Here is a 23,864-nt window from a genome sequence, read left to right on the forward strand (position 1 = left end):
TTCATCTAAAAAATGCCAGATGCCTTCTTCTATACAGGGATATTATTTCCCTACAGAAACTTTGGCGTCTGACACTCTATTCTCTGATTATTCACCGATTTATTTTTTTATTTAAGTTAACAGCAGCTGCAATTGCCGCTTTGTCCTCAGTTATGTCTCCTGGCCTTCTCGCTTGGCCAAGCACATAACCACCAAACGATATGCTCATAAATTCAAAGATATAGTTAAATTGCTGAATTAGCGGGAGACCCTTTAAATATGGATTATCTCCACCCACTGCTACGACGTAGGCTTTTTTCGAACCTAGTTGTTTTTTAAAATCGGGAAATTTTTCATCCCGCATTGTATGTGACCAGCGATCAATAAAGTTTTTCATTGTTCCTGACATACTGTACCAATAAATTGGTGTCGCAAATATAAAAGTATCATGCTTCATCATACGTTCAACTAGCTGACTATAATCATCATCTACATCCGTGAATCCACCTTCTGCGTGGCGGCGATCATCGATTGGTTTAATTAAGAAATCACGCAAGAAGATTTTCTCGACTTCAAGACCTTGAATAACATGTTCCGCTAATTGTTCAGTATTTCCGTTTATGCGCGTACTTCCATATATCACAGCAATGCTCATAATGTATTGTTCTCCTTTATCTTTTAGTAATATCCTAACCAACTAGTAGTGTATGCATATTGTCCGCTAAATTTAACTGAAAACCTAATATATTTTTATCATTATGCACATTCCACTTCGTTTTCCTAATTTTTTTCATTTACGAAGCGATAATTATGAAAACAATTCGACTAATACATAACGACAGAATTCAGGAGGATGTAATGGGAAAAAATCATCAAATCTCACAATGGTTCGACTTGTATAGTGATGCCATTTACCAGTTCTTTATTTATAGGCTGGGTTCTTCAGACGTTGAAGACTTAGTCCAAGAAGTTTATATACGTGCAATTAAATCCTACGACTCCTTCAATGGAACAGCCAGTCCGAAAACCTGGCTATATAGCATTGCTAGACACCTTACCATTGATGAAATACGAAAAAAACAACGGAATAAATGGAAAGATATCCTTTCGTTCAACGCATTTCCTGAACCTACAACCGAACGAACACCTGAATATCTGGTGGGGTTGAGTGAAGAAAATACTGAACTTATTCAAGCAATCCATCTACTCAAACAGCATCATAGAGAAATCTTGATTTTAAGAGGAATTAGTGGATTGACCACCTTCGAAACTGCCCAAACCTTAAATTGGACTGAAAATAAAGTTAGATCCACATATAATCGTGCAAAAAAAGCGTTGCTTGAACAATTAGGAGGGATGAATGATGACTAATAACGAAAATCGTCTAATTGATGAAAAACTGACTTCATTACCTAAACCAACCATGTCAAATCAGTCAAAACAAGCGATACATTCCATTTTACTCGAAGAACTAAGTACTGTATCCCCATCGAAAAAGAGACGAGAATTAAACAAATATCTCTTTACCAATTTAGCAGGAATAGCAGTCTTTGCATTACTAGCATTTTTTATATTCAACTCAATTCAAGAAAACAATAACTTCTCTCCCGCCAAGCAATCATCATCTGATGGAGATGTTTTTTCAATCAATGGAATCCCCTACAAGTTAGAGAATCATATAAAATATAAAGGATCCTATATTGGCGATAATAGTTCAGTGATTGCAATTTTAGATGGCCTTCCTGGTGCAGCATATAGAAGAACGATTGAATTGCAAACGAAAAAACAACCCTATGGCTTAATAGTTAATTATGGTCGGAACGATGAAGAAAAATTGAACACTAGTGAATACGATGAATATTGGACTGATAAAAGAAGCATTCTCTTATACAATGCCACCGTATTATTTATGGTTATTGATAACCTGGACTCCGTGGATTTTCATCTAGGACTCGATGATAACAAAGTGAATCATTTCCAATTCACTCGAGCAGAAATCGAAACATTATACGGTCGTGATATGGCTCACTACGTTGACAATTTCGAATCTTGGAATCAAGAAGTACTTACAGTAATAAAGAGTGACACAGCGGTTACCGAATTTTATTCAACTCAACAATGATTCAATTACATTTCACTGAAAATCCTTGATCTTTCTCTAAATAATGACGATATTGAAAACGAGATGTTATCCACATGTGGATAAGCATCTCGTTTTCTGAATCTATACACATTTTGTGGACAGTTCACTTATTTTTGTGTATATCTCGCTGTTATTGTCCTTTTTTTCGTCTTTCGTAGGAAACCGCATACGCATCTTTTCGAAATGGTAAGATTTCGTCATCCGAACATTCGATACCTGGGGATAAAACAGTCGGATCAAAAATAAAGTGATCATGCTCTGCAATGGCTTTTCTTTTTACTTGTAATACTCCCGCTTCAATGCGTTGTCGATTTTTTGGCCATTCTTTAGTCGGATCGTCAGTAGGATCTTGCTGATTCCCGATGACGATATGTAATCGAAATCTTACTTCCTCTTGCTGTAAACGGTCGCTCAATTCTGCTTCTAAATAATCTGTTGGCATAGTAGCTGCTTCTTTGATCGACAATGTTTCTACACCTGCTACCGGTTCCCATTCAAACTTTACTGGAGTTCTCGAACCCTCTTCATTTACTAAATAAAATGCATGCACTGCAAAATAGCGACCTGTTGCATAACTTTTCGTATGTTTTAATTTGCGTATCATTTGAAAAGCTGCTCGACTTTCTGGATAGGTTGCAAAAAGTTTAACCATCTCTTTAAAATGAGGCTTTCCATCCTTGAAAGATCTCACTGTATTTAAAATATCAAAGAAAGTCTTTGGAGTTTTCGTCACAAATATCGGCAATGTGATACCTACTAAATTTGTAACAGCTCCATTTGATAATTGAAATTGTACTGACATTCCTTTGACCGCCGCAAGGGCATCAGCTGTTGTTGGATTCGGAGAACTACTTGAAAAACGAACAATTGCCTGAACCTCAGCATCTCTCAAGTGGGGCGCAGTCGTTAAAAAGGCGGCTTGACCCGTTGGCGTAAACACAGCTTCATATAATTCCCCTTTTGCATGCGCTCGACGATAACCAGGAAATGTTCCTGCGATTTCTTCAATACGGTTTACAGTTCTTTTTGCCAATACCGTTTCGGATGTATCTTCTTTCATTTGTTCATCCCCCTTTATTAATTCATCAAATCATGGTTCAAATTCTCTTTAACGTGTACACTTAGAATGAGTGTTTACTAACAAGATACCCATCTACAAATTAAACTAACTTATACAAAAAGGCGGAATTTAAAATGACGAATCAAAACGAAGTAAATTTACCCCCAAAAACATGTTCTGTAGAACGTTTAGTTACAATGGAATCAGATGTTGAAAAAGTATTACAAGGAGAAAAAACGGCTACTCGTCGTAACGGTCGATACGCTGATATTGGTGAGATTATGGAACTTAAAGGCCAGTCGTTTATTGTTGATGCTGTTTACAATCAAGCACTTGGAGATTTGACTGATGAACATGCAAAACAAGAAGGTTTCACGTCGGTAGAAGACTATAAACAATCTATTTTGTCTTACCATCCGGGTATGCCTTGGTTACCAACAATGACTGTATGGGTTCATGAATTCAGCCCAGTAAAAAAATAAACAATGATTGATTGGTATGTTTTTATTGTTTTCATCCATGTGTTAAGTGCAGCTATTTCGGTTGGTCCACTTTTTGTATTGTTTGCGATTTTGAAAAAAATGCGCCGAGCTGATACAACACTCGAACCAGCTTACATAGCAATTTTCCGCTCTGTGGTCCGACTTATTAAGCATGCGGGTCACGTACTCGTCGGCTCTGGTATTTTACTGGTCTACCTCGGACCTTGGCCTTGGAGTACATCTTGGATCATGTTGACTATCGGTCTAATGGTGGTTTCTATATTCTTCCTTGCTCGCGGATTTTCAAGTACTCTCAAGAAATTTGTTGACCCCGAAGTTGATCGATTATTTTTAATCACTAAACTACATAACGCTACATGGATTTATATAACCTTATTAGCATTAATGCTCGCTTTAATGGTCATAAAACCGACGTTGTGGTAACTACAAAAAGGCGTAAGATGAGCAATCATTCTTACGTCTTTTTTTCACCCAATTATTATGTATTAAAGTAATGGTTATGTTAAAACATACTGTTTAATTTTACCATTACAACTAACCCCGTGTTTTTACCATCTATATATCCAGGTTTTTTTACAATCCATCCTACCTATGCATAAAATGGGGCTAACTTGCCATAGTAAGGATGTATAGATTTCTCGGACAAACCTAAGGAGGAACTTCGCTATGGAAATGGAAGATCACACAAAAATGAGTTGGAAAGAAGATAATGTCCTTGCTCAGCTACACAATTCTGTGGACAATGTTACAAATGCTGTAGGACAAGCTTTTACAAATCCATCAGAACAGTTTATACAACAAGCTCACAAAATGATTGAACATGCAGATAGAGCTGTCGAAAATGCTATTAAGAATCAAGGACAAACAGATCCTATTCTTTCACTTCAGAAAGAGTTAAATCAAAAGAAGGAAGATTTAAACACATTGCACTAATTGAACTAATTGTCACTCATAAATTGCCCCAAAGATTGTCTTATATTCATTTATAAAAATGCTCTAACTCGATAATTTGGATAATAACCCAACGGCTTCTGCTGATGGGTTTTATCCGTTTACTTCACAAAGCTAAGGGTATTAATAAAGTAGACAGATTATAACCGGAGGTGTTTTGCATGGAAGAACAAACAAGATCGATTGTACAACAGTCATTAAATGCATTATTAAGTAATGAAACGTTTTTACCTGAATTACAAGGTGATATGCGAAAAACAGCATTTACCTCACTCAATGCCATTCTCTCTACACCGAATCAAATACATAAATCATTTTTACGGGTTCCGTTAAAAGATGGCGAAGTCATACGTATTCCCTCTTATCGCGTTCACCACAATAACGCTTTAGGTCCTTATAAAGGCGGGATTCGTTTTCATGAATCGGTTAATGAAGAAGAAGTTGTGAATTTAGCGTTTTTAATGACTTTAAAAAATGCGCTTCATAATGTTCCTTTTGGTGGAGGCAAGGGCGGAATCATCATTGACCCTAAAGCATTTACAGAACAAGAGTTGCAACGCATTTGTATTAAGTATGTTCGTTATTTCAATAATGTTATAGGTCCAGATAAAGATATTCCTGCTCCAGATGTTGGTTCTGGAGAACGCGAAATGGATTGGATGATGGCTGAATATAAAAAAATCAACCCAGGTAGTCCATATTTAGGAAGTTTCACAGGAAAAAGCGTAGTAAATGGTGGATCTTTAGGTCGTCGTGAAGCAACTGGTAAAGGCGTATACTTTTCATTCCGTTATTTATTACATGACTATGTAACAGCAAATGAGAAGACACTGGCAGCATCAACAAATCCTTTTGCAAAAACAGCACTTGAATTTGTAAACAAACCACTTACAGTTGCTGTCCAAGGGTTCGGTAATGTTGGATCGGTTACGGCATTAGAAGCATATCGTTGTAAGAACATACAAAACAAAGTAGTTGCAGTTAGCGATCGCAACGTAACTTTATTTAACCCAGATGGACTAGATATTCCTGCACTTGTTGAATTTACATCAAAAAATCGCGGTGATTTGCCAACTACTGAAGAACAATTAAAAGAAATAACAGTAAGCGCTGTTATTCAACCTCGCGAAGACATATTAACTATGGCTGTAGATGTATTATTCCTTGCTGCACTTGAAAATCAATTAAATGATTTAAATAAAGAACAAGTAAAAGCACGCATTATTGTTGAAGGGGCAAATGCTCCGACGACAACAGAAGCCGATGAATACCTTAGCCAAAAAGGTGTAATCATCATTCCTGACATCTTGGCGAATGCTGGTGGTGTAATTGTTTCCTATTTGGAATGGTTACAAGGGCGTGAAACTCAATTCTATACTGAAGAAGAAGTGCACAAACAATTAATCGTGAAAATGCAGACAACAATGGATTTAATTCTTCCACAATATTTTGGCGATCCTTTCCCACTTCGTCAAAATTGTTATATTCACTCGGTTACTCGTCTTTCAACCGTTTTATACAAACAAGGTAAGCTGTATTAATGGCACGGTAAACAACTGCTGTCGTACATTAGCGCAGCCCGGATGAGCCAGCAAATATGAAAACCACATACTTGTTGGTCTCATTACTTAGGGAGCTGCCCCTGCGGTTACTCGTCGCAAATGAACGATTTTGTTGGTTCGTTTAGGTAGCTAGGAATATGCGACTCTCCGCGGAAAACAGATCTAATATTATTTTGTCCATTCAAGCAGTTTCTTTCTGAGAAACTGCTTTTTCATTCTAAAAGAGGTGAGTAAATAATGAAGAAAGTTGCCATTGTAACAGGGGCGAACTCTGGAATGGGATTAGCAACAACGATTGAACTCGCCAAGCAAGGATTTCATGTCGTCATGATGTGTCGTAATGAAGAAAAAGGTCTTCGAGCATTAAAGGATGCGATTTCACAAAGTCAATCTAGCTCAATAGAACTTATCCAAGGAGATTTGGGTTCTTTTGAAAGTATCCGTAATTTCGCTAGTGCTTTCCAAACCAAATCCGAACATTTAGACGTTCTTATAAATAACGCGGGGGTCGTTACTGTAAAACGTGAGCTCACTTCTGAGGGGCACGAAGCCCAACTAGGTGTAAATCATTTAGGACATTTTTATTTAACACAATTATTGCTGAATGAATTACAGCGTGCCACTCAAGGTCGAATCATTGTAGTTTCTTCCGGTGCGCACAAGTGGGGAAAAATCGATATACAGGACATGGAAATGTCTCGTGGTTATAACGTAGCTAAAGGATACGGTCGTTCTAAGTTAGCAAACTTGCTCTTTATGCAAGAACTAACTTCACGATTAGAAGGCACGAATGTAACGATAAATGCGGTCCATCCAGGAGCTGTCTCAACTAATTTAGGAATTAATCGAAAAACAGAATTTGGACGGATCTTTGTTAATTTGTTAAAACCTTTCTTTTTAACGCCAACACAAGGTGCTCAAACAGCGATTCACCTAGCTACTAGTAATGAAGTAGCTTCAATAAGCGGAAAATATTTTTATCAAATGAAAGAAGACACCATGTCCAAATTAGCACAGAATCCACACCTTGCTAAAGGTTTATGGCTTTGGAGTGAACAGCAAATCAACAAATCAATCTAATTAAAAAAGCCGCAAAATGTGTAAACATTTCGCGACTTTTTTCCAATCTCAAATAATTGTTTTTTCTCCCGGAACATCAATAAAAATCGGAACTTCCGTTTTCGTGTAATCCACTTTCATCGTTTCTAGTTCGAGACGCATCTTTTCCGTCTCAACGATAAAATTATCATATTTTAACTTCTCTAATTCCAACTGATCTTTTAACATGCTCGCTTTTATTTTTTGACTGTCTTTAAGATGATTAGTAATTATTCCAAGAATCGGTATAGAAAAAATCATAATTACAGCAATTGTTCCTGTCATCCGTTTCACCTCAATTTACATTCTGTCTATTTCTTATTACTACGTAGCTTTACTTTAAAGGTTTCATTTTGTAAGAGAGATTCCACTTATTTCTTCAGCATCTCGGAGATTATCAAATCTTCCTATATAAACGATTTTCCCATTATTCATTTTAATTACTGTATAGAAGTTTTCTTCTTCATTTAAACAACCATCATTCCCTTGACACTTGGCTAGGTGTTTAATCAATAAGTTTTCTTCTTTCACATTACTATTTATAGTCGTTAATGTGAGTCCCGTCCGATTAATCCAGTCCGTAAATTCTTGATGACCATATCCGGATTCATTACCACCAACGAATTCAATTTGTTGATCCATCAATTTAAGCATTTCTTCTATATTTCGACTATTCATAAATTGTTGCCATTTCGCAGCTACAATGAGAGTGAGTTGATTTTTCATGCAGATAAATCTCCCATCTAATCAATTTTCCATGGTAAAGGGGACAGTTTATTCTTTTAAGTCTTAATAATTACATACCTTATATATTTCGACAAATAAGACAGAAACCCTGCTACATATATCCTTATAATGATTAATTAAGTCATATTCATCCATAATAGAATGAAAAAAGGCCAGGCTTTCGGAATTTTGTTGGACGTTTTTCTTCCAACTTACTCCTAATTGCCTGGCACATATAATTAAAATTTTCTACTTGATAATTCCTCGTTCAATAGCTCTTTCTGTAAGCTCGTCTCTAAATTTCGGATGCGCGATACTGATTAACTGCTTGGCCCGGTCACTGATTGATCTGCCATGCAAACGTGCGATGCCGTATTCGGTTACGATGTTGTCTACATCATTTTTGCCTGTCGTAACTACAGAACCTGGCGTCAAATCCAATTTAATTCTTGAAATGGTATCGTTTTTTGCTGTGGAATGCATGCAAATAAAGCCTTTTCCATTTTTCGCAAAACGAACACCACGTGCAAAATCAATTTGACCACCACTAGACGAATAATACTTTCCTCCGACCGTTTCAGATGCACATTGACCGAATAAGTCCACTTCTGTTGTCGCATTGATGGAAACAATATTTTCTTCTTTGGCAATTTCACGAGGGTCATTAACTTTACTGACGGGTAAAAACTCTATAGACGAGTTGTTATGGATAAAATCATACAAACGCTGCGTTCCATATGCAAATGTCGCAACTATTTTCCCTTTGTTTGTAAATTTTTTCGTGCCATCAATAGCACCTGCCTCTACCAAATCAACGATTCCATCAGGTAACATTTCAGTATGTATTCCGAGATTTCGATGATTCTTCAATAAACTCATAACCGCATTTGGAACCGAACCAATTCCAATTTGAAGTGTATCCCCATCTTGAATATCTGCAGCTACTTTTTCAGCAATGAGCATATCTTTTTCTCCGATTTCAGGAACCACTTCCTCAGCTAATGGGGCGTCATGTTCTACATATCCTGCAATTTGACTAATATGAATTTGATTATGGCCAAATGTACGTGGCATGTTGCGATTAACCTCTAAAACAAAGGGAACCTTTCCAATAAATTCTGCTACATAATCAGCTTGCGTACCTAAAGAAAAATAGCCATGCTCGTCAACTGGAGATGCCACTGACAAAACCATCGACATTTTCGTAACTTCCGAAAGCATGCTTGGAACTTCGTGAAAATTGTTTGGCACTAAGTCCATTTTTGCGTCTTGATACGTTTTGCGTGTTGCACCACTTAAAAAATAGGACACATGTGTAAGTTGTTCTGGCATCTCACCTAAAATGTATTTCCGAGGATGCAAAGCCAACATTTGATGAATTTTCACATGAATTAATTCACTTGCATGTTCTTCTAAAATATCTAGTAAGCGTATTGGTTCACCATTCGCAATCGGGATAATAATGTCTGCTTCTTCTTCTATTAACTCAATGAAATTTTTCTCATTTAATATTCTTGTCATTGTTTATCACTCCTGTTACGGACTCTTTGTATTACTGTAGCATACCCCCTCCGCTTTTTTTCATCTTAGCAGGCGTAAAATAGTAGAAAAAATTTTCGAAAAAGTGTAAAAAATCATAATTATTTCGTATTATGTGTGAAAAAACGAGAAAAATAATCAGGATCTTCATTTTTCTAATCAACACTACCTATATGACACTTGTCATAGTCTTCACTTGACGTTTATGCCTTTTATTATCTGCTCCTAAACCCTATTCTTAATGTAACAAGTTTTTACGTAAATAAATTCAAATATATCTATTCCAGGAGGACGCTATGAGTAAAGAAAAAACTATGCAGCTACGTAAGCTAGTGGCGCCATTTGAGAAATCTGACATGTCAGCAAGTGTAAAACAAATTATTAACACAATTCCACCATTCTTCATTTTGTGGTACTTAGCGTATTTAAGTTTAGACGTTTCGATTTTCTTAACACTCGCATTAGCGGTTGTCGCATCAGGCTTTATCGTTAGAACGTTCATCATTTTCCATGATTGCACGCATGGTTCTTTCTTTAAGAGTAAAAAAGCCAATGCTATCTTAGGAACACTGACTGGTATTTTGACATTGTTCGCTTATGAAAAATGGAAACGTGATCACTCGATTCACCATGCGACAAGCAGTAACTTAGACAAACGCGGTGTTGGTGATGTTTGGGTTATGACAGTTGACGAATATGTTGCAGCTTCACCTGGCCGTCGATTGGCTTACCGTTTATATCGTAATCCAATCGTGATGTTCGGATTGGGACCATTGTTCCTATACTTAGTTTCAAACCGTTTCAACCGTAAAGATGCTCGTCCAAAAGAACGTAACAACACATACCTTATCAACGTAGCACTTGTTGCTTTGTATGCGTTTATGATTTGGTTAGTCGGAATTGAAGCATTCGCAATTATTCAAGGGACGATCTTAATAGTTGCAGGATCATTCGGAATTTGGTTATTTTATGTTCAACACCAATTTGAAGATTCTTATTTCGAAGATGAATCTCAATGGGATTATGTAAAAGCTGCAGTAGATGGCAGTTCATTTTATAAATTGCCAAAAGTGCTTCAATGGTTAACTGGGAACATTGGTTATCACCATGTGCATCATTTAAGCCCACGTGTACCTAATTATCGATTAGAGCAAGCACATGAATCTACACCACCTCTTCACAAAGCAACAACGATTACTTTGAAAACAAGCTTAAAATCGTTCCACTTCCGTTTATATGATGAATCGAAAAAAACGTTCGTTAGCTTTAAAGAAATTAAACATTTATTACAAAATACGAAGAATTCTATGCAACTACAAACAAAACGTTCGAGCATGGAAGGAAAATAATAGTCACTAAAAACCATTCCGCTCATGGAATGGTTTTTCTGTCTGTTATACTATTGTTAAACAAACCTTACAAAATTATGGAGGCATTTATGCAAAGTTGGTATCAAATATTCCCTAAAAACCCTTATGTCAGTATATACATTTGGATTATTTTTTGTATTCTGCCGTTATTTTATATATTTAAATCCTATTCGCCCTCTGAAAGCTTTCTCGGATTGCTTTTGGTAGTAGCGTTCTTTTTGACCTATCGTCAATCTTTTATATCAAAAGGATGGCGTATGTATGTTTGGATTGCCGTTCAAATTGCTATCAGCATTACGTTAATTATATTGTTTGGGTATCTTTATTTTTCTTTATTCTTGGCGTTTTTCATCGGCAACATTCGCAATAAAGCTGGTTTTATTACGATGTATGTCGTACATCTTGTCACTACAATGGTGTCAGTCAGTATTGGGTTTTTTACTCAATCAGATTTATTTGTTTCGCAATTCCCTTTTATTCTAATCGGTGTAATTGGCGTTATTTTATTGCCTTTTAATTCTTATAATCGCAATAAGCAAGAAAAGTTAGAAGATCAATTAGAAAATGCCAACAAACGAATTTCTAAACTACTGGTTACGCAGGAACGCCAGAGAATTGCCCGTGATTTGCACGATACGTTAGGCCAAAAACTTTCATTGATTGGCTTAAAAAGTGATTTAGCTAGCAAAGTTCTTGAAAAAGATCCCATTCGTGCTAAGCAAGAACTTCTCGATATTAATCACACGGCACGAATTGCATTAAAAGAAGTACGTGAACTCGTGTCCAATATGCGTGCAGGTAAACTAGAAGATGAATTATTACGTGTACAACAAATCTTAAAAGCCGCGGAGATTGATTTTCGAGTAAAAGGAGATCCGGTATTAAAAGATACACCCTTGCTCGTCGAAAACGTCATAAGCATGTGTTTAAAAGAAGCAGTCACTAATGTTGTCAAACATAGTCAAGCAAGCTTTTGTCATGTTTTGATCAAACAAACTCAAACTGAATTATTTCTGCAAGTACAAGATAACGGCATTGGCTTCGAGGCGGATCGACAATTTTTAGATGGCAATGGATTACGCGGCATGAAAGAACGTTTAGAGTTCGTTAATGGACATTTAGATATTTCAGGCGTAGATGGCACAACCCTTAATATACACATCCCTCACGTCATCCTACAATCGGTTAAGGAGGAATAATTATGATTCGCATTGTTTTAGCAGAAGATCAACGGATGTTACTTGGTGCACTTGGGTCATTACTCGATCTGGAGGATGACATGGAAGTTGTAGGAAAGGCTCATAATGGTGAGGAAGTTATTCATTTAGTTCATGAGTTGAATCCTGATGTGTGCATTATGGATATTGAAATGCCTTCCAAAACTGGATTAGATGCGGCTGAAGAGTTAAAAGAGCATGATTGCAAAGTCATTATTCTTACGACATTTGCCCGCACTGGCTATTTTGAACGCGCGCGAAAAGCCAACGTCATGGGGTATCTATTAAAAGATAGTCCAAGTGAAGATTTAGCAAATTCAATCCGCAGTATTATGGAAGGTCGTCGAGTATATGCTCCCGAACTTATCGATCTTGCTTATAGCGGAGAAGATAATCCCTTAACTGAACGTGAGCACCAAGTTCTCGAACTTATCGCGAATGGGAAAAACACGAAAGAAATTGCGAGTCAAATGTACATTACGACGGGTACCGTGAGAAACTATATTTCCGTTATCTTAGATAAATTGGATGTTACGAATCGAATTGAAGCCATTTCACGATTTAAGGAAAAAGGATGGTTTAAATAAACGTTGTTTTATCGATGGTTTGAGTTAGCGTTCTGATCATTAAGAATAGGTGTTAAAGTAAAGAGCGATTTCCGTTTCAGCTCACTTCCATGTTTCGAACCTAGCAAAGCGATGCAACGCCTTTTCATGTTTCGAAGCTAGCAAAGCGATGCAGAAACAGAAACAGACGGACGCTTTCCGCGGGCATGGCCTCAGCCTCCTCGACGAGCAAGCTCGCCTGCGGGGTCTTCAGCTCATGCACCTGCCGCTTCGCTTTCGGTGCAGAAAACATCTGCTATTCCCGCTGGAAAGATATTGGACGAACTGTCATTCGTCCAATATCTTTGCGACGAGTAACCGCAGGAGCAGATGCTTTTCCCGCCGCCTTACACTCCAATTTTTCAAAAGTTTATCTTGTGCAAAACAGAAACTTACGCCTTTTTAAAATGTTCGAATGTATGTACAGTTAAAAGACTCATGTTTCTCACTTTTTTTATATTTGGAACTTATTAGATAGACCCAAGTCCTACTTGTTGTTCTTCAGATTATGCAGGAGGTTAAGCGTCCAAAGCGCACTGGAACCTGTCACCCTTATCCAATTAATTAGGAAATTTATTTCAGCATGCATAACTAAAGGAGTACATATCGATGGACCAAAAAAGTATAACCGAATTTATTATCCAAAAATATCAAGAAGACGAACAAGTGATGATTCAACTATTTGTACAGTGGTGTGAAAATCATGAGATTGATCCTTTTGTTCTTTATCAAAAGGCTTATCCTTCTCAAGGTCCCAATGAAGCAATTAAAACGATCATTGATAGTAACGAATCCATGGATTTGGACATTGATTCAGGCACACTGATTGAGGTTCTTCAGTTATTCGGTAATGACGATTTGGCGTTTGTCGTGTCTGAAGAAGCGAATAAATTTCCAAACGACTAAACAAAAAAAGACTGAAGCCCAAAAGGCTCAGTCTTTTTTGTGCAATCTATACTTATTTAATCATTTTCGCAGGATCAACAATTCGGTCGAATTCTTCTTCTGTTAATAATCCACTTTGTAGTGCGGATTCTTTTAATGTTGTGCCGTTTTCATGAGCTTGTTTGGCAATTTTCGCTGCATTTTCGTATCCTATATGCGGATTTAAGGCAGTTACTAACATGAGCGAATTGCTGACATGATGTGAAAGTTGCTCTACATTTGGTTTAATGCCAATTACGCAAAGGTCATGGAAGCTTCGTACACTGTCACTTAGAAGCTGGACAGATTGCATGAAGTTATAAAAGATGACCGGCTTAAAGACGTTTAGTTCAAAGTTCCCTTGGCTTGCAGCGAAGCCTATCGTCACATCATTCCCCATAACTTGAGCTGCTACCATTGTTAAGGCTTCACTTTGGGTCGGGTTCACTTTCCCTGGCATGATTGAACTTCCTGGTTCATTCGCTGGGATGGTTATTTCTCCAATACCACTTCTAGGCCCACTCGCTAACCAGCGAACGTCATTAGCAATCTTCATTAAATCAGCAGCTAATGCTTTCAGTGCACCATGTGCATACACCAACTGATCATGACTCGTTAACGCATGAAATTTATTTGAAGATGATATGAATTGATAACTTGTATCTTTGCTTATTTCAGCTGCAACACGGTCCCCAAATTCTGAATGTGCATTTATTCCTGTACCAACAGCAGTCCCTCCAATAGCAAGTTCGGATACATGAAGCAAACTTTCACGGATCATTTCCTCACATTTCACGACCATATGCTTCCAACCACTTATTTCTTGTCCTAATGTTAAAGGGGTAGCATCTTGTAAATGCGTTCTACCAATTTTGATAATGTCTTTAAATTCTTCCTCTTGATTGCTTAACGTATTACGTAAGCGCTCAAGTTCCGGCAACAACAAAGTGTTAACTACTTCTACTGCCGCGATATGCATGGCAGTTGGAAATGTATCATTGGAACTTTGGGATTTATTCACGTCGTCATTAGGATGGAGCAGTTCTTCGCTACCTTCATCCTTCAACAATTGATTTCCTCGGTAAGCAATTACTTCATTCACATTCATATTGGACTGTGTACCACTCCCCGTTTGCCAAACGACTAAGGGAAAATGCTCATCCCACTTACCTTCGATAATTTCATTGGCTGCCCGAGAAATAGCGTGCTTTTTATCTTTTGATAATGTGCCTAAATCAAAATTCACTTTTGCCGCTGCTTTCTTTAATACCGCAAAAGCATGAATTAGTTGAATAGGCATTAACTCCGTTCCAATCGCAAAATTTTCTTTACTACGTTGTGTTTGTGCACCCCACATTTTATCAGAGGGTACTTGAATCTCACCAATGGAATCGTGCTCTACTCGAAAATTGTTCATAATAGAAACTCCTCCTTCTTTTGTAATTTAAGCAATATTTGAATACTGTTTCAAATCAAACAACTTATGAATGGCGTATTGGTCGCATAGAAGGTTACATTTTGATACCATTAAATAAAAAAAGAGGGATTTAGAATGACGTATCTATTATTAGTAGTCGGCTTTGCCTTACTTATCGTAGGAGCCGACTATTTTGTGAAAGGCGCTTCAAATATTTCTTCGGTCCTTCGTGTGCCTCCTATTCTTGTAGGTCTGACCATTGTATCTTTCGGAACAAGTTCTCCTGAGGCGACGGTCAGTATTATTGCTGCGTTAAGTGGAAATGATGATGTGTCCCTCGGAAACGTAATGGGAAGTAATTTATTTAATACGCTATTCGTATTAGGGATGACTGCTTTTATCGCTCCTCTGGTTGTAAATAGCCAAACGATTCGAAAAGAAATTCCATTCTCTTTCTTAGCGAGTATCACTTTACTTGTGGTAATGGCAGATAGCTTTTTACAAAATTTCAGTGAAAATCTTTTGACTCGAAGTGATGGAATCATTCTTTTATTAATCTTCGCGGTCTTTCTTTATTATGTTTACGAACTTGCACGGAAGAGTAGAAACGATGTGGAAGATGTACAACCTGAAATAGCTGAAAAAGATAAAAGTTGGTTAAAGAATGGGACTTTTACTTTAGCTGGTCTTGCAGCCATTGTATTTGGAGGCGACTTGGTCGTTAAAAATAGTACCGACATCGCCCTTTCACTTGGAATGAGTGAAGCCCTTGTTGGCTTAACGATTGTCGCCGTTGGTACTTCATTGCCTGAGCTTGTCACGTCAATCATTGCAGCATTGAAAAAAGAGAGTGAAATTGCGCTCGGGAATATAATCGGTAGTAACATATTCAATATTCTTTTTGTGCTAGGTGCTTCTGCTACTATTTCTCCAATCGGCGTAAATAGCGCATTGTTTACAGACATGATTGTTCTGATTGTCTTTACCATTATTGTATTAATTTTTGCTCTTACTCATTTCACCATTGGAAAACGAGAAGGAATATTCTTAGCATTCTCCTACATTGTGTACATGGTCTATATTATCCTTCGCAACTAAAAGAGTAAGAGGTAATCGACAGCACTTTTGCTAATGACAATCTAACCGCTATCCTTCTTACATATACACAAAAAGCGATTGTTCTCAATGAACAATCGCTTTTTCCTACATTAAGTTGAACTTCCTATTGAATCAAGTTTAAGAATTGTCTTGTGCGTTCTTCTTTTGGATGTGTAAACATGTCGCTTGGTTTGCTACGCTCAATGATCTTACCTTGGTCCATAAAGATCACTTCGTTCGCGACGTCATTAGCGAATCGCATTTCGTGTGTGACGACCACCATTGTGATTCCTTCGGTTGCCAAGTCTTTCATTACTTGTAGAACTTCACCCACAAGCTCTGGGTCTAATGCTGACGTCGGTTCGTCAAACAGCATTACTTTCGGTTCTAATGCCAATGCTCTGGCGATTCCGACGCGTTGTTGTTGCCCACCGGATAATTGATGTGGGTAGAAATCAAGTTTGTCTCCGAGTCCTACTTTATTCAACAACTGTTCAGCTTTAGCTCGTGCGTCGGTTTTCGACATCTTTTTAACGATGACCGGACCTTCCATCACATTTTGAAGGGCTGTCATATGTGGGAAGAGATTATAATGTTGGAAAACCATTGCCGACTCTCTTCTCAGTAAATCTACTGTTCTTTTATTCACAGTTTTAGAGAAATCTGCAGTTTGTTCATCAATTGTGATGCTACCAGCAGTCGGAACTTCTAGTATATTCAAGCATCTTAGTAACGTTGTTTTCCCTGATCCAGAAGGTCCAATGACAACAATTACTTGGCCTTTGTTAACATGTAAGTCGATACCTTTTAATACTTCAAGATCCCCAAACTTTTTGTGTAATCCATTTATTGAAATCATCTTATGCTCCTTTCTTCTTCATCCATTTAAATTATCTTGATACATAGCGATCGAAGCGATGTTCCAGTCGACCTTGGATGAGCGAAAGGAAGAAACAGATAATCCAATAGATAATGGCTACTTCTGTATATAGAAGTAAAAATTCATAGTTGGTTGCTGCAATTTCTTGTGCACGTCTAAACATTTCTGTTACAAGAATTAAAGATGCCAATGAAGTATCTTTTACTAAACTAATGAAAGTATTCGATAGTGGTGGAATAGACACGCGTGTTGCTTGTGGCAAAATCACGCGTCGCAACGTTTGCGAATAAGACATCCCAATCATATGTGCAGCTTCCCATTGACCTTTTGGTATAGACAAAATAGCTGCACGAATGACTTCAGAAGCATAAGCCCCCACGTTCAACGAAAAACCAATCACGGCCGCCGGAAATGGATCAATGACAATTCCAACTGACGGTAACCCATAAAACAGGATAAATAGCTGAACTAATAGAGGAGTACCACGAATTGCCGACACATAAAAACGTGCTATCCATTGGAACGGTTTAACGGTCGATATTCTAGCTAAAGCAGTTAACACAGCTAAAATAAGCCCCAAAACGAAAGTAATTAGTGATAAAGGAAGCGTATATACAAGAGCACCCTCCAGCAAAGGCTGAAGGGAAGATTGTGCAATATCTAAAGAGCGCTCCATTTTTTCAGGGTCAATGGAAAAATTATTCCAAAACATTTTCGCCGAACCATTTATCTGAAATTTTATCATACGTACCGTCTTCAATCATTTCGTTTAACGCTTCATTTACTGCTTCTACTAACGTTTCGTTACCCTTATTAAACATCAATCCACTTTGTGCTGCATCGCCAGCTTCGTCTACAATTTGGATATTTGCATCTGGTTTTTGTTTTAAGAAATCTAAAACCGATAAATTATCATTAATCGTTACATCAACACGTTTTGAGTTTAACAATTCAATAGCTTGATTAAATCCATCAACGCCTACTAATTCTGCACCATTTGATTTAGCAATTTCTGCATAGTTACTTGTTAAAGATTGTGCTGATTTTAACCCATCAATATCTTCAAAGGTTTTTACATCGGTATTGCCTTTTTGAGTTACTAAAACAGCTACAGATGAAATATAAGGCTCAGAGAAATCATATTTCTCCATGCGTTCTTCGTTTATCCCAACTTGGTTAGCAATCATATCAAAACGTTTAGAGTCAAGACCTGCAAACATTGCATCCCATTGTGTTTCCATGAATTTAGCTTTCACACCTAATCGCGAAGCAATTTCTTCAGCAATTTCAACGTCAAAACCAGTTAATTTACCAGATTCATCATGGTAAGTGAATGGTGGGTACGTTCCTTCAGTACCAACTAATAACTCTCCATCTTCTTGAACTTTCGCTAATAAATCACCATCTGTAGATCCAGTGTTATTATCATCGTTTTTTGCATTATCATCTTTTGTCGTTCCACAAGCTGACAACACAAAAATAGCCGTTAGTAACATTAAAAATAAAGCACTAATTTTTTTCATTTCAATTCCTCCTAATTCAGATAAACTTACTTGGTATTATTTATCTTATAGCATGGAAAACAGTCCGTCAAAATAAATATCTCCAACTATTAATACCCGAATTATTAAGAATTATCAGTTTTATCGTGAACTTTTTGAAATTATTTTATTAAGCCTGTTCGAACAGTAAATCTATTCCTTATTTAGATAAAATGCTTTATAAAAAGTAAGGTTGTTTATTGTACATTTTCGCAGCTATATTTAACCTATCCTCTTGTTTAAAGGTATCCTATAATGGATTCCTACTTCGACTCGCAATTTTTTAAATCAACTTACTTTTTCCTCCGTTGCATTTTTTCAGACGTAACTCCATTTTTTTCAGACGTCAACATCATTTTTTCAGACGTCAGCTCTCTTTTTTCAGACGTCAACGGCAAAAAGTCAGACTGAGAATCCTCATACGAGCTAGCAGGTATGAATTAATAGAATAAAATGGGCGTATGGGATTAAATCAAAATGAATGGGAATAACCACATATCTGAACAACAAACCTAATCCCAAGCACATTTTCTTCACGCTTTTGCGGCATGCAAGGCGCAATTTTACTGACTTCTGTTCCTATCCAACATTAATTAACTTATCAATTGAAAAAAATAAACTTAATTTCCACAAAAAGAGTGAATGTTTAAACAAATACAATTATACTTATTATTAGTTCGATATCCGTAATAAAAGGGAGAGATGACATTGGTTAAAAGTTTACCGACACGTTCAGAAGTTACTATAGAAGAAACGTGGAACTTACAAGACTTATTTACATCAGAAGAATCTTACCAATCTGCACTTGTAGAACTTGAAAAAGAAGTAGATGCTTTTTCTACACGATTCAAAGGCAGCATCAAGGACTCACAGTCTGCTGAAGAAGCTTTAACAGGCTATGCACAAATTTATGAGCGGTTCGTTCCCATCGGTACTTATGCAAGTCTTGCGTACAGTACCGATCAAACAGATAGCGAAGCACAGATGCGTTCTGCAAAATTCGGATCAGTCTCTGCAAATTTAAGTAGTAAACTATCGTTTGTAGATAGTGAATTGCTAGAGTTACCAGTTGAAGTTTTAGAAGAAGCAATGAAAAATTCGACTGAATTTGCTCACTACTTAAAAAAATTAATTCGCAAAAAACCACACCAACTTCATCCTGAAGTAGAAAAAACTTTAGCAGCGTATTCTTCTTCATTCGATGGTCCTTACGAATTGTATAACACAACTAAGATGGTTGATTTATCATTTGAAGATTTTGAAGTTAACGGCAAAAAATATCCGTTAAGCTACGTATTATTTGAAGGAGACTGGGAAGCAGAAACGGATACAGATATAAGACGTGCTGCATTTAAATCATTCTCAAGTCAAATTAAGAACTATCAGCACACTACTGCTAAGACGTACGATATGAATGTACAAATTGAAAAAACCACTTCTGACCTACGTGGTTATGACAATATGTTTGATTATTTATTATTTGGTCAAGAAGTTGATCAATCTCTATTTAATCGTCAAATCGACTTAATTATGAGCGAACTTGCACCACATATGCGTAAGTATGCAAAACTTCTTCAAGACGTTCACGGCTTAGAGGAAATGACATTTGCAGATTTGAAGATTCCATTAGATCCTTCATACGAACCAAAAATCACAATTGAAGAATCCAAAAAATACATGAACGATGCCCTTGCAATTATGGGTGAAGACTATTTAGATATGGTCAATCGTTCATTTGATGAGCGTTGGATAGACTTTGCACAAAATAAAGGAAAATCTACTGGAGCGTTCTGTTCTAGCCCTTATGGTGCACATCCTTACATCTTAATTTCTTGGTCAAGCCGCATGAACGAAGTGTTTGTTTTAGCACACGAACTTGGACATGCAGGACATTTCTATAATGCCCATAAAAAACAGAATGTCTTCAATTCTCGCCCATCTCTTTACTTCATCGAAGCACCATCAACAATGAATGAAATGTTAATGGCGAACCACTTACTAGAGAATTCAGACGATCCTAAATTCAAGCGTTGGGTTATTTCATCGATCGTTGCACGTACTTACTACCATAACTTTGTGACACATTTACTTGAAGCTGCTTTCCAACGCAAAGTATATGAACGTGTCAATGCAGGACACAATGTTAATGCTGGGATATTGAATGACATTAAACGTGGAGTCCTAGAAGAATTTTGGGGAGATGCAGTCGACATTACACCAGGTGCCGAATTAACTTGGATGCGTCAACCTCACTATTACATGGGCTTATACCCATACACATACAGTGCTGGTTTAACGATTTCAACTCAAGTTTCAAAACGTATATTAGAAGAAGGTGAACCTGCAGTTGCACAGTGGTTAGAAGTTCTTCAAGCTGGTGGCACAAAATCACCAGTTGAACTTGCTCAAATGGCAGGCGTCGATATTACAACAGAAAAACCACTTCGCGACACTATCGCTTACATCGGGGAATTAGTTGATGAGTTGGTGAAATTAACTGAAGAAATTGAAGCAGTTCCTACTAAATAAAAAGCTAAGTTAGAGAATTCTATTGAGGGTTTCGTGTCCTTTCCGGACGCTTTACCTACTGCACAATAGTCTACACAAAGGCACTTTCATGTTTCGAAGCTAGCGTAGAGGTGCAGAAACTGAAACAATAAACAACAGAATCGATTAACAGAGCCCCCCAAAAAACGAACCTCACCCACGATTTAATTCGTGGTTAAGGTTCGTTTTTATATAATTATCACTTTCTAGCAATAGCTGATGGGAGTCCTTCCTCCACATACAGTTGAGGTAAAGTCGGTAACATAGCTGGCTTCCTTTTGAAGATTGTAAATAAGAAACAACCTGTAATAACAATCAAGCTTCCTACTCCTTGAATCCAAGTCATTCTTTCCCCAAGCCACATAAAAGCTATGACTGCAGTGAAAATGGGATTAAAATTCAAGAACATACCTGATGTGGTTGCACCTAATTTTTGTACTCCGATATTCCATAACAACATGCACACTACGGTTGAAACTACTCCTGTATATAATATAGATTGCACAAATGACGCATCCAAATTCGTAATCGTAAAATCGCGTACATTAAAAGGAATTAAGACAATTACACCAAATATCCCTGAATATAACGTAGCCATTAGTGGTGTTGTATGTTTCATAGCCCACTTGCTGATGACCGAATAAATCCCCCATACACATACAGCCGCGGACATTAATAAATCGCCTTTATTAAACCCAATTGAAAATAGTACCTCGAGATGTCCTTTTGACAGGACCAACATTACTCCCACAAAGGAAATCACCATGGAACCTACTTGCAAGGGATTTATTTTTTCTTTCAAAAATAGAAATGAAAACATAGCAATAGAAAACATATTTAACGTAGAAATCAATCCTACGTTCGTTGCTGACGTAAAATCTAACGCTAGAAATTGAAAAAGGTTAAATAAGACAACACCGGTTAGCCCCATCAATATCAAAGGAAGAATCGCTTTTCGAGAAGGCAAAATACTCTTTTCTTTCCACCAGACAATCGGAATAAGGACAATGACGGCAATGATCCACCTCAATGTCGTTAACGTCACAGGAGAAGCATGATCAACTAATGTTTTACCAACAACAAAGTTGCCTCCCCACAAAAAACTCGTAAACAATAATAAAAAATAATATAAGTATGGCATGGCCTACCACCCCTTCATGACTATTAAGTAATTTTAGCATGATAGAGGTTTATACCATATATTATTTTGTCATTCTTATAAATTTCGATATAATCAAAGGTATTAAATTAAAATAACTTATTTTATTCTGAATATGACGTTTTAATAGTGAAATTTCAGAATAAAAAACAAAGGAGCATTTTTATGGAACTACCTATCAATAAAGCACTAGATGCAATCGACCTACAAATTCTTGATATTTTACAAAGACAAGCGAACATTAGCAACGCCGAACTTGGGCGACGCGTGAATTTATCTCCACCTGCCACTCATGCACGTATTAAACGTTTAGAAATTGAAGGCTATATTCAAAAACAAGTCGCAATCCTTGATCAACAAAAACTTGGGTTTGACCTACTCTGCTACATCTTCATCAGCACGGATATACACCAAGCCGAGCAACTCGAAACTTTAGAAAACAATTTAGAAGCCATGCCAGAAGTCTTAGAGTGCCATTGTCTCACCGGTGAATACGATTATTTATTAAAAGTCGCGAACAAAAATCGCCTTGGACTAGAAGAATTTATTCGTAAACTCAATAAATTGGGCATCTCTCGTATACAGACGAGCTTAGCTCTACGCGAAATCAAACACTCCACAATCTTGCCAATTTTAAACTCGGTCTCTGAAAATTAGAGAAGCGGCTTATTCTTTCATATAAAAAAGCGGCAGTTGTTGAAAAAACTGCCGCTCCGATTGCTTACCCCATCTTCGAAAAGGAGATTAACTGTTTTTTATAGAAAAACGCCACAGTGTTCATGACAGGTGCCGGGATTTTTTTCGGAAAATATCGCTTTTTATAATACAGAACATAGGCCGATTTCAAGTCACTCCATTGGGTACAATCCTTCGTTTGTCTAAATCGTGCCACATCGATTAGTTTAATCTCGTTAGTCGATGTGATAAAAATATTTCTCAAGTGGATATCAGAAGGATTTAATCCTTTGTTAGAAGCTAGCAACAGTGCCGCATCAATTTCTTTAATATGTTCTGCCGTTATGGGTATGCCTTGATTCACGCACTCAAACAAAGTCCGTCCTTCAATGAAATCCATCACAATATAATTTAATCCAGAATCATAAACTGTCGGGAAATAGGAAATATCGTGTAACGCTATATATATGTCAGCTTCTTCTTTTGCGATGTACGTATAATTAGGGAAAAAAACTTTAATTGCCTTACTTGAATTATTAATCAGAAAGACAAAGGCACTTCTTCCCGTTCCAACAAGTTTTAATGAGTCATCATAGTGAAGCAGTCGATTCTTTTTAGGGGAAATCACCACTGTATTTGCAAGCTCTTGGTATGTCTTCAAGCATTAACCTCCCATACATTATAATCGAGAAAAAGAGACGTTATAACCAAGATTTGGTCACAACGTCTCAAATAAATAAAAGACCTCACCAAATTATTGGTAAGGTCTCGCAAACAACTTTAGTTGCCAATAAAGCCGAGGACTGACATCCTGTATTGACGACTTTACTGTATAGCTACTCCCCTTAATGGAAGATGAATATTAACTTT

At 37.1% G+C, this 23,864-nt stretch carries 25 protein-coding genes; 14 read left to right on the forward strand and 11 right to left on the reverse strand.

Features of this window, described 5'->3' with window-relative positions; translation table 11 throughout:
- Positions 1-91: 91 nt before the first annotated feature.
- Entirely contained in the window at positions 92-634 is a 543-nt protein-coding gene (locus WBG45_RS11250; RefSeq protein ID WP_424414605.1) for a flavodoxin family protein, read from the reverse strand.
- A gap of 203 nt (positions 635-837) precedes the next feature.
- Here WBG45_RS11250 and WBG45_RS11255 point away from each other — a divergent pair, with 203 nt between their 5' ends.
- On the forward strand, positions 838-1,350 hold the full coding sequence (locus WBG45_RS11255; RefSeq protein WP_424414607.1) for an RNA polymerase sigma factor: 513 nt from the start codon (positions 838-840) through the stop codon (positions 1,348-1,350).
- The gene (locus tag WBG45_RS11260) at positions 1,343-2,101 is read left to right on the forward strand and encodes a DUF4825 domain-containing protein (protein ID WP_424414608.1); all 759 of its coding nucleotides are present in this window, start codon (positions 1,343-1,345) and stop codon (positions 2,099-2,101) included. Before WBG45_RS11255 ends, WBG45_RS11260 begins: the two co-directional genes overlap by 8 nt.
- Before the next feature lie 151 nt (positions 2,102-2,252).
- Here WBG45_RS11260 and WBG45_RS11265 read toward each other — a convergent pair whose 3' ends face one another.
- The gene (locus WBG45_RS11265) at positions 2,253-3,182 is read right to left on the reverse strand and encodes a catalase family peroxidase (protein ID WP_424414610.1); all 930 of its coding nucleotides are present in this window, start codon (positions 3,180-3,182) and stop codon (positions 2,253-2,255) included.
- A gap of 134 nt (positions 3,183-3,316) precedes the next feature.
- Between WBG45_RS11265 and WBG45_RS11270 the strand changes: the two genes are divergently transcribed.
- The 5 genes from WBG45_RS11270 (at position 3,317) to WBG45_RS11290 (ending at position 7,278) form a co-directional block, all read left to right on the forward strand.
- Positions 3,317-3,664: an ASCH domain-containing protein gene (locus WBG45_RS11270; protein WP_424414612.1), complete on the forward strand. Its 348-nt coding sequence runs from the start codon at positions 3,317-3,319 to the stop codon at positions 3,662-3,664.
- A 3-nt stretch (positions 3,665-3,667) separates the two neighbouring features.
- Positions 3,668-4,108: a hypothetical protein gene (locus tag WBG45_RS11275; protein ID WP_424414614.1), complete on the forward strand. Its 441-nt coding sequence runs from the start codon at positions 3,668-3,670 to the stop codon at positions 4,106-4,108.
- A gap of 243 nt (positions 4,109-4,351) precedes the next feature.
- A complete protein-coding gene (locus WBG45_RS11280; protein ID WP_424414616.1) occupies positions 4,352-4,618 on the forward strand; it encodes a hypothetical protein in 267 nt (88 codons plus the stop codon).
- A 179-nt stretch (positions 4,619-4,797) separates the two neighbouring features.
- Positions 4,798-6,177, forward strand: coding sequence for a Glu/Leu/Phe/Val family dehydrogenase (locus tag WBG45_RS11285; protein ID WP_424414617.1), 1,380 nt, complete (start codon positions 4,798-4,800; stop codon positions 6,175-6,177).
- Positions 6,178-6,435: 258 nt separating this feature from the next.
- Positions 6,436-7,278, forward strand: coding sequence for an SDR family oxidoreductase (locus tag WBG45_RS11290; protein ID WP_424414619.1), 843 nt, complete (start codon positions 6,436-6,438; stop codon positions 7,276-7,278).
- Between the two features lie 48 nt (positions 7,279-7,326).
- On the opposite strand, the gene WBG45_RS11295 is transcribed toward WBG45_RS11290, so the two are convergent.
- The 3 genes from WBG45_RS11295 to WBG45_RS11305 all read right to left on the reverse strand — a co-directional run bounded on the left by WBG45_RS11295 (position 7,327) and on the right by WBG45_RS11305 (position 9,543).
- On the reverse strand, positions 7,327-7,581 hold the full coding sequence (locus WBG45_RS11295; RefSeq protein WP_424414621.1) for a hypothetical protein: 255 nt from the start codon (positions 7,579-7,581) through the stop codon (positions 7,327-7,329).
- A gap of 63 nt (positions 7,582-7,644) precedes the next feature.
- A complete protein-coding gene (locus WBG45_RS11300; RefSeq protein WP_424414623.1) occupies positions 7,645-8,022 on the reverse strand; it encodes a hypothetical protein in 378 nt (125 codons plus the stop codon).
- Between the two features lie 249 nt (positions 8,023-8,271).
- Positions 8,272-9,543, reverse strand: a complete 1,272-nt coding sequence (locus tag WBG45_RS11305; protein WP_424414624.1) for an acetyl-CoA hydrolase/transferase family protein — start codon at positions 9,541-9,543, stop codon at positions 8,272-8,274.
- 314 nt (positions 9,544-9,857) lie between these two features.
- Between WBG45_RS11305 and WBG45_RS11310 the strand changes: the two genes are divergently transcribed.
- The 4 genes from WBG45_RS11310 to WBG45_RS11325 all read left to right on the forward strand — a co-directional run bounded on the left by WBG45_RS11310 (position 9,858) and on the right by WBG45_RS11325 (position 13,659).
- Positions 9,858-10,910, forward strand: coding sequence for a fatty acid desaturase (locus tag WBG45_RS11310; RefSeq protein WP_424414626.1), 1,053 nt, complete (start codon positions 9,858-9,860; stop codon positions 10,908-10,910).
- A gap of 89 nt (positions 10,911-10,999) precedes the next feature.
- Positions 11,000-12,130 (forward strand): sensor histidine kinase, encoded by a 1,131-nt coding sequence (locus tag WBG45_RS11315; RefSeq protein ID WP_424414628.1) that lies wholly within the window; start codon positions 11,000-11,002, stop codon positions 12,128-12,130.
- 2 nt (positions 12,131-12,132) lie between these two features.
- Positions 12,133-12,735, forward strand: a complete 603-nt coding sequence (locus WBG45_RS11320) for a response regulator (protein ID WP_424414629.1) — start codon at positions 12,133-12,135, stop codon at positions 12,733-12,735.
- A 627-nt stretch (positions 12,736-13,362) separates the two neighbouring features.
- Positions 13,363-13,659, forward strand: coding sequence for a hypothetical protein (locus tag WBG45_RS11325; RefSeq protein WP_424414631.1), 297 nt, complete (start codon positions 13,363-13,365; stop codon positions 13,657-13,659).
- 52 nt (positions 13,660-13,711) lie between these two features.
- On the opposite strand, the gene fumC is transcribed toward WBG45_RS11325, so the two are convergent.
- Complete coding sequence (fumC, locus tag WBG45_RS11330; protein ID WP_424414632.1) at positions 13,712-15,094, reverse strand: class II fumarate hydratase; 1,383 nt, start codon at positions 15,092-15,094, stop codon at positions 13,712-13,714.
- Positions 15,095-15,229: 135 nt separating this feature from the next.
- Between fumC and WBG45_RS11335 the strand changes: the two genes are divergently transcribed.
- Complete coding sequence (locus WBG45_RS11335) at positions 15,230-16,192, forward strand: calcium/sodium antiporter (RefSeq protein ID WP_424414634.1); 963 nt, start codon at positions 15,230-15,232, stop codon at positions 16,190-16,192.
- A gap of 124 nt (positions 16,193-16,316) precedes the next feature.
- On the opposite strand, the gene WBG45_RS11340 is transcribed toward WBG45_RS11335, so the two are convergent.
- From WBG45_RS11340 to WBG45_RS11350, 3 genes are read right to left on the reverse strand one after another with little or no spacing between them, the layout of a single operon-like run.
- Positions 16,317-17,051 carry an amino acid ABC transporter ATP-binding protein gene (locus WBG45_RS11340; protein ID WP_424414635.1) on the reverse strand — a complete coding sequence of 245 codons (735 nt, stop codon included), beginning with the start codon at positions 17,049-17,051 and terminating at the stop codon, positions 16,317-16,319.
- A gap of 31 nt (positions 17,052-17,082) precedes the next feature.
- The gene (locus WBG45_RS11345; RefSeq protein ID WP_424414637.1) at positions 17,083-17,784 is read right to left on the reverse strand and encodes an amino acid ABC transporter permease; all 702 of its coding nucleotides are present in this window, start codon (positions 17,782-17,784) and stop codon (positions 17,083-17,085) included.
- Positions 17,771-18,595, reverse strand: coding sequence for an amino acid ABC transporter substrate-binding protein (locus WBG45_RS11350; protein WP_424414639.1), 825 nt, complete (start codon positions 18,593-18,595; stop codon positions 17,771-17,773). Before WBG45_RS11350 ends, WBG45_RS11345 begins: the two co-directional genes overlap by 14 nt.
- A 720-nt stretch (positions 18,596-19,315) precedes the next feature.
- Here WBG45_RS11350 and pepF point away from each other — a divergent pair.
- Complete coding sequence (gene pepF, locus WBG45_RS11355) at positions 19,316-21,142, forward strand: oligoendopeptidase F (protein ID WP_424414641.1); 1,827 nt, start codon at positions 19,316-19,318, stop codon at positions 21,140-21,142.
- Positions 21,143-21,359: 217 nt separating this feature from the next.
- Here the strand turns inward: pepF and WBG45_RS11360 are convergent, their stop codons facing one another.
- Positions 21,360-22,301, reverse strand: coding sequence for a DMT family transporter (locus tag WBG45_RS11360; protein WP_424414642.1), 942 nt, complete (start codon positions 22,299-22,301; stop codon positions 21,360-21,362).
- A gap of 183 nt (positions 22,302-22,484) precedes the next feature.
- Between WBG45_RS11360 and WBG45_RS11365 the strand changes: the two genes are divergently transcribed.
- Complete coding sequence (locus WBG45_RS11365; RefSeq protein ID WP_424414643.1) at positions 22,485-22,976, forward strand: Lrp/AsnC family transcriptional regulator; 492 nt, start codon at positions 22,485-22,487, stop codon at positions 22,974-22,976.
- A gap of 64 nt (positions 22,977-23,040) precedes the next feature.
- Here WBG45_RS11365 and WBG45_RS11370 read toward each other — a convergent pair whose 3' ends face one another.
- A complete protein-coding gene (locus WBG45_RS11370) occupies positions 23,041-23,655 on the reverse strand; it encodes a protein kinase family protein (RefSeq protein ID WP_424414644.1) in 615 nt (204 codons plus the stop codon).
- Positions 23,656-23,864 lie beyond the last annotated feature (209 nt).

The organism is Paenisporosarcina sp. (genome assembly GCF_049671445.1).
GTDB lineage: Bacteria > Bacillota > Bacilli > Bacillales_A > Planococcaceae > Paenisporosarcina.